General features: G+C 69.9%; 11 protein-coding genes. 6 read left to right on the top strand and 5 right to left on the bottom strand.

From position 1 onward, the window contains the following. Nucleotides 1-1974: glycoside hydrolase family 3 C-terminal domain-containing protein (locus D180_RS19345; protein WP_017914070.1), on the top strand; the 1974-nt coding region annotated here is incomplete at its 5' end. Between the two features lie 182 nt (nucleotides 1975-2156). After that, on the top strand, nucleotides 2157-3044 hold the full coding sequence (locus D180_RS19350) for an endonuclease/exonuclease/phosphatase family protein (RefSeq protein WP_017914071.1): 888 nt from the start codon (nucleotides 2157-2159) through the stop codon (nucleotides 3042-3044). 485 nt (nucleotides 3045-3529) lie between these two features. Here D180_RS19350 and D180_RS19355 read toward each other — a convergent pair whose 3' ends face one another. After that, nucleotides 3530-4141 (bottom strand): superoxide dismutase, encoded by a 612-nt coding sequence (locus tag D180_RS19355; RefSeq protein ID WP_017914072.1) that lies wholly within the window; start codon nucleotides 4139-4141, stop codon nucleotides 3530-3532. 295 nt (nucleotides 4142-4436) lie between these two features. Between D180_RS19355 and D180_RS19360 the strand changes: the two genes are divergently transcribed. Together D180_RS19360 and D180_RS19365 are read left to right on the top strand one after the other, a co-directional pair. After that, a complete protein-coding gene (locus D180_RS19360; protein ID WP_017914073.1) occupies nucleotides 4437-4907 on the top strand; it encodes a ribonuclease domain-containing protein in 471 nt (156 codons plus the stop codon). Then, nucleotides 4904-5365 (top strand): barstar family protein, encoded by a 462-nt coding sequence (locus D180_RS19365; protein WP_017914074.1) that lies wholly within the window; start codon nucleotides 4904-4906, stop codon nucleotides 5363-5365. Before D180_RS19360 ends, D180_RS19365 begins: the two co-directional genes overlap by 4 nt. A 96-nt stretch (nucleotides 5366-5461) precedes the next feature. Here the strand turns inward: D180_RS19365 and D180_RS19370 are convergent, their stop codons facing one another. Beyond that, nucleotides 5462-7360 carry an ATP-binding cassette domain-containing protein gene (locus tag D180_RS19370; protein WP_017914075.1) on the bottom strand — a complete coding sequence of 633 codons (1899 nt, stop codon included), beginning with the start codon at nucleotides 7358-7360 and terminating at the stop codon, nucleotides 5462-5464. Nucleotides 7361-7495: 135 nt separating this feature from the next. Between D180_RS19370 and dbpA the strand changes: the two genes are divergently transcribed. Further along, complete coding sequence (gene dbpA / locus D180_RS19375) at nucleotides 7496-8872, top strand: ATP-dependent RNA helicase DbpA (protein WP_017914076.1); 1377 nt, start codon at nucleotides 7496-7498, stop codon at nucleotides 8870-8872. Then, nucleotides 8869-9387 carry a hypothetical protein gene (locus tag D180_RS19380; RefSeq protein ID WP_017914077.1) on the top strand — a complete coding sequence of 173 codons (519 nt, stop codon included), beginning with the start codon at nucleotides 8869-8871 and terminating at the stop codon, nucleotides 9385-9387. Before dbpA ends, D180_RS19380 begins: the two co-directional genes overlap by 4 nt. A gap of 94 nt (nucleotides 9388-9481) precedes the next feature. Here D180_RS19380 and D180_RS19385 read toward each other — a convergent pair whose 3' ends face one another. The 3 genes from D180_RS19385 to D180_RS19395 form a co-directional block, all read right to left on the bottom strand. Next, a complete protein-coding gene (locus D180_RS19385) occupies nucleotides 9482-10039 on the bottom strand; it encodes an adenine phosphoribosyltransferase (RefSeq protein WP_017914078.1) in 558 nt (185 codons plus the stop codon). Between the two features lie 83 nt (nucleotides 10040-10122). Beyond that, the gene (locus D180_RS19390; protein WP_017914079.1) at nucleotides 10123-13245 is read right to left on the bottom strand and encodes an efflux RND transporter permease subunit; all 3123 of its coding nucleotides are present in this window, start codon (nucleotides 13243-13245) and stop codon (nucleotides 10123-10125) included. A 6-nt stretch (nucleotides 13246-13251) separates the two neighbouring features. Further along, nucleotides 13252-13875, bottom strand: a 624-nt coding sequence (locus D180_RS19395) for an efflux RND transporter periplasmic adaptor subunit (protein WP_017914080.1), incomplete at its 5' end; no start/stop codon positions are given.

The raw sequence follows: 13875 nt of genomic DNA on the forward strand, positions 1-13875 counted from the left end.
GTGCCGGCGATCGAACGGCTGGGCATCCCGTCGCAGCAACTGGCCGATGCCGGCCTCGGCGTGACCAATCCCGGCAACATCCGCCCCGGCGACCACGCCACCGCGCTGCCCTCCGGCCCGGCCACCGCCGCCACCTGGAACCGCGCACTGGCCTTCGCCGGCGGCGCCACCATGGGCCGCGAGGCCTGGCAGCAGGGTTTCAACGTGCTGCTGGCCGGCAGCGTCAACCTGCAGCGCGACCCGCGCAACGGCCGCAACTTCGAGTACGCCGGCGAGGATCCGCTGCTGGCCGGCACGATGGTCGGCGAATCGATCCGCGGCGTGCAGAGCCAGCACGTGGTCTCGACCATGAAGCACTTCGCGATGAACGACCTGGAGACCGGGCGCAACACCCACAGCGCCGACATCGGCGAGCAAGCCATGCACGAGTCGGACCTGCTGGCCTTCGAGCTGGCGCTGAAGATCGGCCAGCCCGGCTCGGTGATGTGCTCCTACAACCGCATCAACGGCGTGTACGGCTGCGAGAACGACTACCTGCTCAACCAGGTGCTGAAGCAGGAATGGAAGTTCCCCGGCTACGTGATGTCCGACTGGGGCGGCGTGCACAGCGGCTCCAAGGCGGCGCTGGCCGGCCTGGACCAGCAGTCGGCCGGCGAAGTGTTCGACAAGGCGGTGTATTTCGACCAGCCGCTGCGCATGGCGGTGGCCGCAGGCACAGTGCCGCAGGCGCGCCTGGACGACATGGTCAAGCGCATCCTGCGCGCCTTCATCGCCACCGGCAGCTTCGACAACCCGCCGCAGCACCAGCCGATCGACGACGCCGCCGGCGGCCTGGCCGTGCAGCGCGTGGTCGAGGAAGGCACGGTGCTGTTGCGCAACGAGGGCAAGCTGCTGCCGCTGTCGCGCAACCTGCGCCGCATCGCGGTGATCGGCGGGCATGCCGACAAGGGCGTGATCGGCGGCGGCGGTTCCTCGATGGTCGGCATCACCGTCAACGGCGGCAACGCGGTGCCGGGGATCGCCCCGACCACCTGGCCGGGCCCGGTGATGTTCCATCCGTCCTCGCCGCTGCAGGCGCTGCGCAAGGCCCTGCCCGACGCGCAGATCGACTACGCCAGCGGCGACGACCCGGCGGCGGCGGCCAAGCTCGCGCGCGAGGCCGACGTGGCCATCGTGTTCGCCACGCAATGGTCGGCCGAGTCGGTGGACCTGCCGGACATCGCCCTGCCCGACAAGCAGGACGCGCTGATCGCCGGCGTGGCCAAGGCCAACCCGAAGACCGTGGTGGTCCTGGAGACCAACGGCCCGGTCGCCATGCCGTGGCTGCAGCAAGTGCCGGCGGTGCTGGAAGCCTGGTATCCGGGCATCCGCGGTGGCGAAGGCCTGGCGCGGCTGCTGCTGGGCGAGGTCAACCCGTCCGGCCGCCTGCCGGTCACCTGGCTGCGCGACGTGTCGCAACTGCCGCGGCCGTCGATTCCCGGCCTGGGCTTCAAGCCGGCGCAACCGGCCGGCAGCAACGTCGACTACAACATCGAAGGCGCCAACGTCGGCTATCGCTGGTTCGCCGCGCGCGGCCTGGAGCCGGTGTATCCGTTCGGCTACGGCCTGTCCTACACCACGTTCGCCTACAGCAACTTCAAGGTGCAGGCCGACGGTCACCGTGTCGTTGCCAGCTTCGACGTGCGCAACACCGGCGACCGCGAAGGCGCCGACGTGCCGCAGCTGTACCTGCGCCTGCCGCAGGGCCATCACACCCCGATCCGCCTGGTCGGCTGGGACAAGGTGATGCTCAAGCCGGGCGAGAGCCGCCACGTCAGCATCGTCGCCGAGCCCAAGACCCTGGCCGACTACGACCCGAAGCAGCGCCACTGGCACATTGCCGCCGGCGACTACGAACTGCTGCTGGGCCGTTCGGCGACGCAGGTGGAGGCGCGCGCGCCGCTGCACCTGAAGGACGGCGTGCTGCAGCATTGACCGAGGCGCGCGGCGCACGCGCGCCGTGTGTACCGGTCCCCGCCCCGCCTCCGCGCCTGTGCGCGCCGGAGGTGGGGCGATGTTCGTCATTGCCACTTGCGCGCCACCGATTGTGTGGCGGACGCCGCAGCACCATCGGCTGTATACGCAACCCTGAGACGCTGCGCCGTAGCATCGCCCGCATGACTCCCCGCGTCTTCCGATGGCATCGCACCGGCTGGCTGTTGCTGGCCGTGGCGGCATTGGCGCAGGCGCACGTGGCGGCGGACGCGGTGCCGACGGCCTCGGCCACGGCGGACGCCGCCCTCACCGTGGTCACGCTCACGCTCGCCCCGGATCCGCGCGCCACGCAGGACGGCGACGACTGGATCGCGCGCCGCGAGCGCATTGCCGTAGCCCTACAGCGCCTGCATCCCGACGCCATCGCCCTGCAGGAAGTGCTGCAGACGCCGGAGATGCCGAACCAGGCGCAATGGCTGGCCGCGCGCCTGGGCTACCACTGCCACTTCATCAGCCCCGATCCGCCGAGCCGGCCGCAACGCCGCGGCAATGCGCTGCTGACCCGCCTGCCGGTGCTGGAAGAAGCCGAGACCTTGCTGCATCCGCTGGAGGACTACAGCGTCGCCGGCCTGGTGCGGGTGGACCTGCACGGGCAGCCGGTGAACCTGTACTTCACCCGCCTGCACGCGACGCGCGACGGCGGCGCCAGCCGCCGCGAACAGGCCGAGGACCTGATGGCCTGGATCGATGCCACCGCCGAGGGCGTGCCCTCGCTGCTGGCCGGTGGCTTCTTTGCGGCGGCGCGCGCGCCCGAGCTGGCGCCGTTGGCAACGCGCTTCGAGGACGGCAGCGTACGCGGCGAATCGGCGCGCAACCGGATCGACGTGCGTGCGCCCGGCACGGCGGCGGCCGCCGACCACGTGTTCTTCGAACGCGGCCACTTCCGCCCGCTGCACGGCGCACGCCTGCTCGCGCCGGCGCCCGACCTGCCTGTGGCCGGCACGCGCGGCCTGCTGATGGCACTTCAGCCGCTGGACCCGATACCGACATCGCTGCAACCGGCGCCATAGCGGACGGCAGGCTGGGCACGTTCGCGCGCCGTGCGATCACCGCCTTGCGATGCGGCGCATGGGGGTGGATCGGCATCGGCATGCCATCGGACCGGAACGATCGGGCATCGCCGATTCCCTGCTTTCGTCACGCACAGCGTCATCTGCAGGAGCGTCTTCGGCCGCGACAAAGCATTCCCGGTAACGCCCATCGCGGCTGAAGCCGCTGCTGCCAGTTGTCTTTCGTCGTTGGCAGAGCTGCCCTGAAGCCGCTCCTGCGCCTGCACGCCAAAGGTTTAGCGCGCCCTGGCGACGCAGCGGCGCAAGCGGCGGCCAATGCGGCATAGGCCGCCATCGCTGCCGAAGCACGCTGGTCACGCGCGCGAGGGCAGCGTAGCAACCTGGCAGCCACGCCCCACCCGCACTTCCAGCGCTTATGGCGGGCATCCACACAAAAAAAGGCCGGGCGAACCCGGCCTTCTTCATGGTGCAGCGCTGACGCGCGATCAGCCGATCGCGGCGTGGTAGCGGCGCTCCACTTCCTTCCAGTCGACCACGTTGAAGAACGCGCCGATGTAGTCCGGACGACGGTTCTGGTACTTCAGGTAGTAGGCGTGTTCCCACACGTCCAGGCCCAGGATCGGGGTGTTGCCTTCGAACAGCGGGCTGTCCTGGTTGGCGGTGCTCTCGACCACCAGCTTCTTGTCCGGGGTGACGCTCAGCCAGGCCCAGCCGCTGCCGAAGCGGGTCAGTGCAGCCTTGGTGAAGGCCTCTTTGAACTTGTCGAAGCCGCCCAGTTCGGCGTCGATCGCCTTGCCGACGTCGCCGCTCGGGGTGCCGCCGGCATTCGGCGCCATCACCGTCCAGAACAGCGAGTGGTTGGCATGGCCGCCGCCGTTGTTGCGCACCGGGCCCTGCAGGTTCTCCGGCAGCGACTTCAGCTTGGACACCAGCGCTTCGATCGGCAGATCGGCGTACTCGGTGCCTTCCAGCGCGGCGTTGACGTTGTTGATGTAGGTCTGGTGATGCTTGGTGTGATGGATCTCCATCGTCTGCGCATCGATGTGCGGTTCCAGCGCGTCGTAGGCGTAGGGCAACTTGGGGAGGGTGTAGGCCATGCGGTTCTCCTGGACTTTCGCCGTCGAAAGGACGAGCGTTGCGTGAGCAATGGTAGGGACGGTCGGCGACCTTACCAAGGGCGCGGCTGGGGAAACATCGTCCCATCCCACGGCGGTGATGCCGGCCGGCCTAGCGAATCGGCGCCTACCATGCCCCACGCCCCGGTTAGTCGGATGTGAATCGCATGCGTCACCACCGTGACCGGCGGCGTTTAGAGCGCGAACAGGCAGGCCGGCCCATACTGTGCACGAGGGCGCCTTGCTGCGCGCCGCCGCCGTTCCTGCAGGAGAGTCCATGCGCAAGCCCGTGCTGTTGATCGCCGCCATCGTGTTGCTGGTGGGCGGGCTGTGGGGCATCCGCGGGCTGCAGCATCCGCCGCACCAGCAATTCTCCCCCTCGCTCGACGCGGCCGCACAGGCGCCGTACACCGCGCCCGGCAAGGCAGCCGCGGCATCGGATGCCGCGGCGCCGGAGCTGCCCGCGTTCCTGCCGCCAGAAGCGCGCGCCACGGTGGCATTGATCCAGCGCGGCGGCCCGTTCCCGCATCGCCAGGACGGCAGCGTGTTCGGCAACCGCGAGAACCGGCTGCCGGCGCAACCGCGCGGCTACTACCGCGAGTACACCGTCGATACGCCCGGACTGTCGCATCGCGGCACGCGCCGCATCGTCACCGGCGGCACGCCGCCGCAAGTCTGGTATTACAGCGACGACCACTACGACAGTTTCCGCAGCTTCCAGGTCGGTGGCGCGGGGCCGGCGCGATGAGCGGCTTCCCGTTCGCGCTGAACCTGGCCGAGCCGGCCGCCTCCGGCGTCTACCGCGTCGCCAACCGCGACCTGGACAGCGTCGCCGCCCTGGCCCGCGACGCCGGCCTGCGGCTGTGCCGGATCGACCTGCACGGCTGCACCGGCAAGGCCATGTTGCTGATGCGCCTGGCCGCGCAACTGGACTTCCCGCCCGGCTTCGGCCGCAACTGGGACGCGCTGACCGACGGCCTGCGCGACCTGTCCTGGCTGCCCTCCCCGCGCGGCTACGCGCTGCTGCTGGAGGATGCCGGGCAGTTGCAGGCGGTGGCGCAGCCGGCCTTCGACGTGCTGCTGGACATCCTCGACGACGTCGCCCGCGAGTGGGCGCAGGACGGCGTCAGTTTCGTCGCGTTCGTGGGCGGCAGCCGGGACCCGGGACCGGGGACCCGGGACCCGGAAGAGCAGGATCCCGCCTAGCGCCGTTGCCAGCGCGTCCTGCGGGAACCAATGCCACTTGCTTGATTTGCCGTTGCTTTTCCGGGTCCCGGGTCCCCGGTCCCGGGCCCCGGTTTCTCACCCGTCCAGCTCGCTCCACCGCGCATACGCCGCATCCAAGTCGGCCTGTGCCTGGCTCAAGGCCTGGGTGTGCGCGGTCACCGCCGCCGCGTCGCGCTGGTAGAACGCCGGGTCGGCCATCGCCTCGGTCAGCGCCGCGACCTGCTGTTCCAGCGCTTCGATCCGCGCCGGCAACTGCTCCAGTTCGCGCGCGTCCTTGTAGCTGAGCTTGCGCTTGGCCGGCGCGGGCGCCGGCGCCGCTGCAGCGGACGCCACCGGCGTGGTCGCCGCCGCGGTGGCCGAGGCCTTGGCCACCGCCATCGCGCTGGCCGGCGTCGCCGGGCGCTGGCGTACCCAGTCGCTGTAGCCGCCGACGTATTCGCCGATGCGGCCGTCGCCTTCCATGACCATGGTCGAGGTGACCACGTTGTCGATGAAGTCGCGGTCGTGGCTGACCAGCAACAAGGTGCCGCTGTAGTCGCCGAGCAGTTCTTCCAGCAGTTCCAGGGTTTCCACGTCCAGGTCGTTGGTCGGTTCGTCCATCACCAGCAGGTTGGACGGCTGCGCGAACAGCCGCGCCAGCAGCAGGCGGTTGCGCTCGCCGCCGGACAGGCGGGTGATCGGCGCGCGCGCACGCTCCGGGGTGAACAGGAAGTCCTGCAGGTAGGCGTGCACGTGCTTGCGCTTGCCGTTGACCTCGATGAAGTCGCGGCCCTCGGCCACGTTCTCGATCGCGCTCCAGTCCTCGCGCAGGGTGGCGCGGTACTGGTCGAAATACGCCACCTGTAGATTGGTGCCGGCACGCACTTCGCCGCTGTCCGGGGGCAGTTCGCCCAGCAGCAGCTTCAGCAGCGTGGTCTTGCCGCTGCCGTTGGGGCCGATCAGGCCGATACGGTCGCCGCGCAGGATGGTGGTGGAGAAGTCGCGCACCATGCTGCGCGCGCCGAAGGCGAAGCTCAGGTCCTTGGCCTCGATCACCTTCTTGCCGGAGGACTCGCCCTGCGCGGCCTCCATGCGCACGTTGCCGCCGAGTTCGCGGCGCTGGGTGCGCTCGCGGCGCATCGCTTCCAGCCGCCGCACACGCCCCTCGTCGCGGGTGCGCCGGGCCTTGATGCCCTGGCGGATCCACACTTCTTCCTGTGCCAACAGCTTGTCGAAGCGCGCGTTCTCCTGCGCCTGCGCATTGAGCCGCTCCTCGCGGCGGCGCTCGTAGTTGGCCCAGTCGCCCGGCCAGCTGCTGACCTGGCCGCGGTCGATCTCGACGATGCGCGTGGCCAGGGCACGCAGGAACCGCCGGTCGTGAGTCACGAACACCACGCTGCCGTTCCAGCCCTTGAGGAAGCCTTCCAGCCAGTCGATGGCCTCGATGTCGAGGTGGTTGGTGGGCTCGTCCAGCAACAACAGGTCCGGCGCCGAGACCAGCGCGCGCGCCAGCAATACGCGGCGCTTCATGCCGCCGGACAGCCGCGCGAATTCGGCGTCGCCGTCCAGTTCCAGCCGCGTCAGGGTCTCGTTGACCCGCTGGTCCAGCGCCCAGCCATTGGCGCCATCGATCTTGGACTGCACCGCGCCCAGCGCATCGCCGTCGAATTCGGCGGCATGGCTGAGCCGATGGAACTCGGCCAGCCAATGGCCGAGTTCGCCCAGGCCGTCGGCGACCACGTCGAACACGCTGCCGGCGGCGCCATGCGGCACCTCCTGTTCCAGCCGGGCGATGCGCACGCCCTGCTGCACGCGGACCTCGCCGTCGTCGGGCTTGAGCTCGCCGGCGATCAGTTTCATCAGGGTGGATTTGCCGGCGCCGTTGCGGCCGATCAGGGCGATGCGTTCGCCCGGCTCGATCGACAGGTCGGTCTTTTCCAGCAGCAAGGGGCCGCCGACGCTGTAGTCGAGGTTCTGCAGAGTGATAAGAGGCATGCCGTATTGTACGGGACCCGGGACCCGGGACCCGGAAAGCAAAAAGCGGCGCGTCGTGCGAGTCGAAATGCCCTTTTGCTGTTGACGCTCCGGGTCCCGGGTCCCGAGTCCCGGCCCCACCAGCTAAAATGCCGCATGAACGATTTCGCCACCCTCTCCCTTTCCCCGGCGCTCGCGCCCGGCATCGACGCACTCGGCTACACCCGCATGACCCCGGTGCAGGCGCAGAGCCTGCCGCCGATCCTGGCCGGCCAGGACGTCATCGTGCAGGCGCCCACCGGCAGCGGCAAGACCGCGGCGTTCGGCCTGGGCCTGCTGCACAAGCTGGATCCGGCGCTGAGCCGCGCGCAGGCGCTGGTGCTGTGCCCGACCCGCGAACTGGCCGACCAGGTCGGCAAACAGTTGCGCAAGCTGGCCACCGGCATTCCCAACATGAAACTGGTGGTGCTGACCGGCGGCATGCCGCTGGCGCCGCAACTGGCCTCGCTGGAGGCGCACGACCCGCAGGTGGTGGTCGGCACGCCCGGCCGCATCCAGGAACTGGCGCGCAAGCGCGCGCTGCACCTGGGCGGGGTGCGCACGCTGGTGCTGGACGAGGCCGACCGCATGCTCGACATGGGCTTCGAGGAGCCGATCCGCGAGATCGCCAGCCGGTGCGACAAGCACCGGCAGAGCCTGCTGTTCTCGGCCACCTTCCCCGAGGAAATTCGCGCATTGGCGCGCGACCTGCTCAAGGAACCGGCGGAAATCACCGTCGAGGGCGCCGACAGCGCGCCGGAGATCGACCAGCAGTTCTTCGAGGTCGACCCCACCTACCGACAGAAGGCGGTGGCCGGCCTGCTGCTGCGCTTCACCCCCGAATCCAGCGTGGTGTTCTGCAACACCCGCAAGGAGGTCGACGAGGTCGCCGGCTCGCTGCAGCAGTTCGGCTTCTCCGCGCTGGCGCTGCATGGCGACATGGAACAGCGCGACCGCGACGAGGTGCTGGTGCGCTTCGTCAACCGCAGCTGCAACGTGCTGGTCGCCAGCGACGTGGCCGCGCGCGGGCTGGACGTGGAAGACCTGGCGGCGGTGATCAACTACGAACTGCCGACCGACACCGAGACCTACCGCCACCGCATCGGCCGCACCGCGCGCGCCGGCAAGCACGGCCTGGCCCTGAGCCTGGTGGCGCCGCGCGAGACCGCGCGCGCGCAGGCGCTGGAAACCGAGCAGGGCCAGCCGCTGCGCTGGTCGCGCGCACCGCTGGCCACCGCACGGCCGGCGCAGCTGCCGCAGGCGGCGATGGTCACCCTGCGCATCGACGGCGGCAAGACCGACAAGCTGCGTCCCGGCGACATCCTCGGCGCACTGACCGGCGATGCCGGGCTGTCCGGCGCGGCGATCGGCAAGATCGCGATCTACGCCACCCGCTCCTACGTCGCCATCGCCCGCGCCCATGCCGGCAAGGCGCTGGCGCAGCTGCAGGCCGGCAAGATCAAGGGCCGCCGCTTCCGGGTCGCCAAGCTGTGAGCGCGGCGCAGCAGGTCCTGGCGTCGCTGCAACCGGACGAGGACGGCAGCCTGTGGAGCGAGGCGGTGCCGGTCCCGTGGATGCGCGGCAGTTGCTGCTTCGTGCTGGTGGGCTGCGAGGCTGGCGACGTTCCGGTCGACGCGGCGCCCGCCATCGAGACCTTCCTGCAACTCGATGCCGCGGTCTTCGACGCGGCGGCGCCGCACGTGTTCGCCTACTACCGGCACACGCAGGCGCTGTGCGCCAAATACGGATGGCCTTCGCCGGACATCGCCGACCCCGCCGAGGTGTGGGCGCACGTGCAGTTCGGCAGCGAGGCGTATCTACGCCGCTACCGCGACGGCCGCCTGCGCATCAGTCTGGAATGCAACTGCGACTGGGAAGCCGAACACGGACTGCAGCTGGTGTTCGCCGACGACGGCCGGATCTGCAAGGTCGGTCCGTTCGATGGCCACCTAAGCCATGCCGCAGCGCATGCGGACCCCAGCCTGGAAACGGTGATCTACCCGACCTGACACGGCGCCTGCGGTTGCGGCGTCAGGCGTCGGCCGCGCCCAATGCGTCGATCCCCGGCCGCGCCACCTGCGCTGCCAGGAGCAGTGGCCGTGCTCAGTACGTCAGCGTCGCCAGCAGCGGCAAGGTCTCGCTCCAGCGATCGCGTCCACGCAGCCCCTGCAGTTCCACCAGTACCGCGGCGCCGACCACTTCCAGTTCCAGTTGCTGCGCCAACGCCAGAGCCGCGCGCAAGGTACCGCCGGTGGCGAGCACGTCATCGACCAGCAGCACGCGCGAACCGGCCGGCAGCGCATCGGCGTGCATTTCGATGCGGTCGCTGCCGTACTCCAGCGCGTATTCCTGGGTCACCGTCCTGCCCGGCAGCTTGCCTGGCTTGCGCACCGGCACGAAGCCCGTACGCAGTTCGTGCGCCAGCGCCGCGCCCAGGATGAAGCCGCGCGACTCGATGCCCAGCACCGCCTGCAGCGGCGTGGTGCGCCACGGACGCGCCATCTCGTCCAGCGCCGAGGCGAAATCCGGGCCGTCGGCCAGCAGCGGGGTGATGTCCTTGAACACGATGCCCGGCTTCGGGAAATCGGCGATATCGCGAATGCGGCCGGACCAGTGGGCCGGTGCGTCGCTGGGCGCGCCGCAGCAGGAGGAATCGTTCATCGCACAGTCGTATGGCGTGGGGGAACGCAAAGTCTAGTCGCAAGGCGGCACCGCGTCGCGGAGCCGCCTCGTCGGTCTACGACTTACGCCGCCGCTGCGCTCGCGTCCTGCCGCGCGGACCCGCGAAACAGGCCGCGCACCAGCACGAAGAACAACGGCACCAGCAACACTGCCAGCACGGTGCCGGTGACCATACCGCCGATCACGCACACGCCGATCTCACGGCGGCTGGAGGCGCCGGCGCCGGTGGACAGCGCCAGCGGCAGCACACCGGCGACGAACGCCAGCGAGGTCATCACGATCGGTCGCAGGCGCAGACGCGCGCCTTCCAGTGTCGCCTCCAGCAACGGTCGCCCGGCACGCTGCCGCGCCTCGGCGAATTCGACGATCAGGATCGCGTTCTTCGCCGACAGGCCGATCGTGGTCAGCAGGCCGACCTGGAAGTAGATGTCGTTGACGAAGCCGGCCAGGGTGGTCGCCAGCACGGTGCCGACCACACCCAGCGGAATCACCAGCAGCACCGCCACCGGGATCGACCAGCTTTCGTACAGCGCCGCCAGGCACAGGAAAATGAACAGGATCGAGGCGGTGTACAGCCACAGCGTCTGGTTGCTGGACAACTGCTCCTGGTAGGACAGCCCGCTCCATTGCAGATCGAAGCCCTCCTGCTTGGCCACCAGGGCCTGCATTCGCTGCATCGCCTCGCCGGAACTGCTGCCGGCCGCCGCGCCGCCCTGGATCTGCGATGCCGGCAGGCCGTTGAAGCGCTGCTGCAGCTGCGGGCCGCGGGTCCAGTGGGTGCTGGCGAAACTGGCGAACGGCGCCATCTGCCCGCCGCTGCCGCGCACGTACCACTGCGCGATGTCCTCCGGCAGCGCGCGGTACGGCGCATCGCCCTGCACGTACACGCGCTTGACCCGGCCGCGGTCGATGAAGTCGTTGACGTAGCTGCCGCCCCAGGCGGTGGCCAGGGTCGCGTTGATGTCGCTCTGCGCCAGGCCCAGCGCGCTGGCCTGGGCGTGGTCGATGTCCACCTGCAGTTGCGCCTTGTCGCCCAGGCCGTTGAGCCGCACCGCGGTCAGCTGCGGATCGTCGCCGGCCTCCTTGAGCACCTGCTGCTGCGCCTTCAGCAGCGCCGCGCGGCCGGCACCGTCGCTGTCGCGGATCCACAGTTCGAAGCCGCTGGACTGGCCCAGGCCGCGCACCGCCGGCGGCGACAGCACGCTGATCTTGGCGTCGCCGACGCCGCGGAAATGCGCGTTGGCGCGGTCGATGATGGCCTGCGCGGTGTTGTCGCGGTTGCGCTCGCCCCACGGCGTGAGCGCCACGAAGGCCTGGCCGGCGTTCTGCCCGGTGCCGGCGTTGTTGCGGCCGACCACCATGAAGATCGCGGTGAGATTGGCCTTCTCGTGGGTCATGAAGTAATCGCTGATGCGCTTGCCCAGCGCCTGGGTCTTGGCCAGCGGCGTGCCTTCCGGGGTGGTGAACTGGATCTGCACCTGGCCCTGGTCCTCCACCGGCAGGAAGCCGGTCGGCATGCGCATGTACAGCACCACCATCGCCAGCACTACCAGCGCATACAGCGCCATCCAGCGCCGCGGCCGCTGCAGCACCGTGCCGAGGCGGCGCTGGTAGGCCTGCTGGCCACGCTCGACGCTGCGGTTGAACCACTGGAAGAAGCGGCCGAGCTTGCGCTCCTGTTCCACCGGCTTGAGCAGGGTCGCGCACAGCGCCGGGGTCAGGGTCAGCGCGACCAGCGCCGACAGCGCCATCGCCGAGGCGATGGTGATGGAGAACTGCCGGTAGATGATGCCGGTGGAGCCGCCGAAGAACGCCATCGGCAGGAACACCGCGCCCAGCACCACGGTGATGCCGATCAGCGCGCCGGTGATCTCGCCCATCGAGCGCTCGGTGGCCTCGCGCGGCGGCAGGTGTTCCTCATGCATGATCCGCTCGACGTTCTCCACCACCACGATGGCGTCGTCGACCAGCAGGCCGATCGCCAGCACCATCGCGAACAGGGTCAGCGTGTTGATGGTGAAGCCGGCCGCGGCGAGGATGCCGAAGGTGCCCAGCAGCACCACCGGCACGGTGATCGCGGGGATCAGCGTGGCGCGCGCGTTCTGCAGGAACAGGAACATCACCACCACCACCAGCACGATGGCCTCGGCCAGGGTGTGCACCACGTTCTCGATCGAAATGCGCACGAACGGCGTGCTGTCGCGCGGATAGGCCACGTCCAGGCCCGGCGGGAAGGTCGGCTTGAGCCGTTCGATGGTGGCGTGGATCGCATCGGAGGTGGCGATCGCATTGGCGCCGGCGGACAGCGTCACCGAAAAGCCGGACGCCGGGTGGCCGTTGAGCGTGGCGTTGTTCTGGTAGTTCTCCGCGCCGATCTCCACCCGCGCCACATCGCCCAAGCGCACGCTGGAACCGTCCGCGCGCGTGGCCAGGATGATCTGCCGGAACTGCTCGGGCGTCTGCAGCCGCGACTGCGCGGTGACCGTGGCGTTGAGTTCCTGCTCGGCGCCGGTGGGCAGCGCGCCGAGTTCGCCGGCGGTGACCTGGGTGTTCTGCGCCAGGATCGCGCTGCGCACGTCGCCGGGCATCAGTTGGTAGGCGTTGAGCTTGTGCGGGTCCAGCCACACCCGCATCGCGTACTGCGCGCCGAACACGTTGATCTCGCCGACGCCGTTGATGCGGCTGATCGGGTCCTGCAGGGTGCTGACCAGGTAGTCGGAAATGTCGACGTTGTCCATGCGGTCGGTGCGGTCGTAGATCGCCACCGCCATCAGGCTATCGCCCTGCGACTTGGCCACGGTCACGCCCTGCTGCTGCACTTCCTGCGGCAGCCGGTTGAGCGCCTGGTTGACCGCGTTCTGCACCTGCACCTGGGCGATGTCCGGGTTGGCCGCCTGGTCGAAGGTGATGCTGATCCGCGCCTGCCCCGACGAGGAACTGGTCGAGGAGAAGTACAGCAGGTGGTCGATGCCCTTGATCTGCTGTTCGATCACCTGGGTGACGCTGTCCTCCACGGTCTGCGCCGAGGCACCGTTGTAGGTGGCGGTGACATTCACCGACGGCGGCGCGATGTCCGGATACTGCTCGATCGGCAGGGTGAACACGGCGATGGCGCCGGCGGCCATGATGCAGATGGCCAGGACCCAGGCGAAGATCGGGCGGTGGATGAAGAAACGCGGCAGCATGCCGGCTCAGCCCTGGCCGGCGGCAGGCGCGGCCGCGGCGGCGGCGGTCTTCACCGTCACCTTGGCACCGTCGCTGAGGCCTTGCCGGCCCGCCACCACCACCCGCTCGCCGGGCTTGAGGCCATCGCCGACCAGCCAGCGGTCGCCGACCGCGCGCAGCGTGGTGAACTCGCGCTGGCGCACCACGTTGTCGGCGCCCACCACCCAGGCCACCGCCTCGCCGCGCGGGGTGCGGTCCACCGCCGCCTGCGGCACCAGCAGGGCCTGCTGGCGCACGCCCTGCCCGACCAGCGCGCGCACGTACATGCCCGGCAGCAGTTGCGCATCGGGATTGGGGAAGCGCGCGCGCAGGGTCACCGCACCGGTGGTCTCCTCCACGTCGAGGTCGGCGAACTCCAGCGTGCCCGGCAGCGGATACGCGGTACCGTCGGACAGGGTCAGCCGCACCTGCGTGCTGGCCGGCTGCACGCCGCCGGCGGCGATCGCCCGACGCAGCGCCAGGAACTGATTGCCGGACTGGGTGATGTCCACGTTCATCGGATCCAGTTGCTGGATCTTGGCGATGGCATCGGTCTGATTGGCGGTGACCAGCGCGCCGGGGGTCACCCGCGCGCGGCCGATGCGCCCGCC

Source organism: Xanthomonas sp. SHU 166 (genome assembly GCF_000364685.1).
Classification (GTDB): Bacteria; Pseudomonadota; Gammaproteobacteria; order Xanthomonadales; family Xanthomonadaceae; genus Xanthomonas_A; species Xanthomonas_A sontii.

What these genes read in the sequence shown, in the direction of transcription:
- D180_RS19350 (WP_017914071.1), top strand. Translation starts at nt 2,157, where the DNA reads ATGACTCCCCGCGTCTTCCGATGGCATCGCACCGGCTGGCTGTTGCTG.
- D180_RS19355 (WP_017914072.1), bottom strand. Translation starts at nt 4,141, where the DNA reads ATGGCCTACACCCTCCCCAAGTTGCCCTACGCCTACGACGCGCTGGAA.
- D180_RS19360 (WP_017914073.1), top strand. Translation starts at nt 4,437, where the DNA reads ATGCGCAAGCCCGTGCTGTTGATCGCCGCCATCGTGTTGCTGGTGGGC.
- D180_RS19365 (WP_017914074.1), top strand. Translation starts at nt 4,904, where the DNA reads ATGAGCGGCTTCCCGTTCGCGCTGAACCTGGCCGAGCCGGCCGCCTCC.
- D180_RS19370 (WP_017914075.1), bottom strand. Translation starts at nt 7,360, where the DNA reads ATGCCTCTTATCACTCTGCAGAACCTCGACTACAGCGTCGGCGGCCCC.
- dbpA (WP_017914076.1), top strand. Translation starts at nt 7,496, where the DNA reads ATGAACGATTTCGCCACCCTCTCCCTTTCCCCGGCGCTCGCGCCCGGC.
- D180_RS19385 (WP_017914078.1), bottom strand. Translation starts at nt 10,039, where the DNA reads ATGAACGATTCCTCCTGCTGCGGCGCGCCCAGCGACGCACCGGCCCAC.
- D180_RS19390 (WP_017914079.1), bottom strand. Translation starts at nt 13,245, where the DNA reads ATGCTGCCGCGTTTCTTCATCCACCGCCCGATCTTCGCCTGGGTCCTG.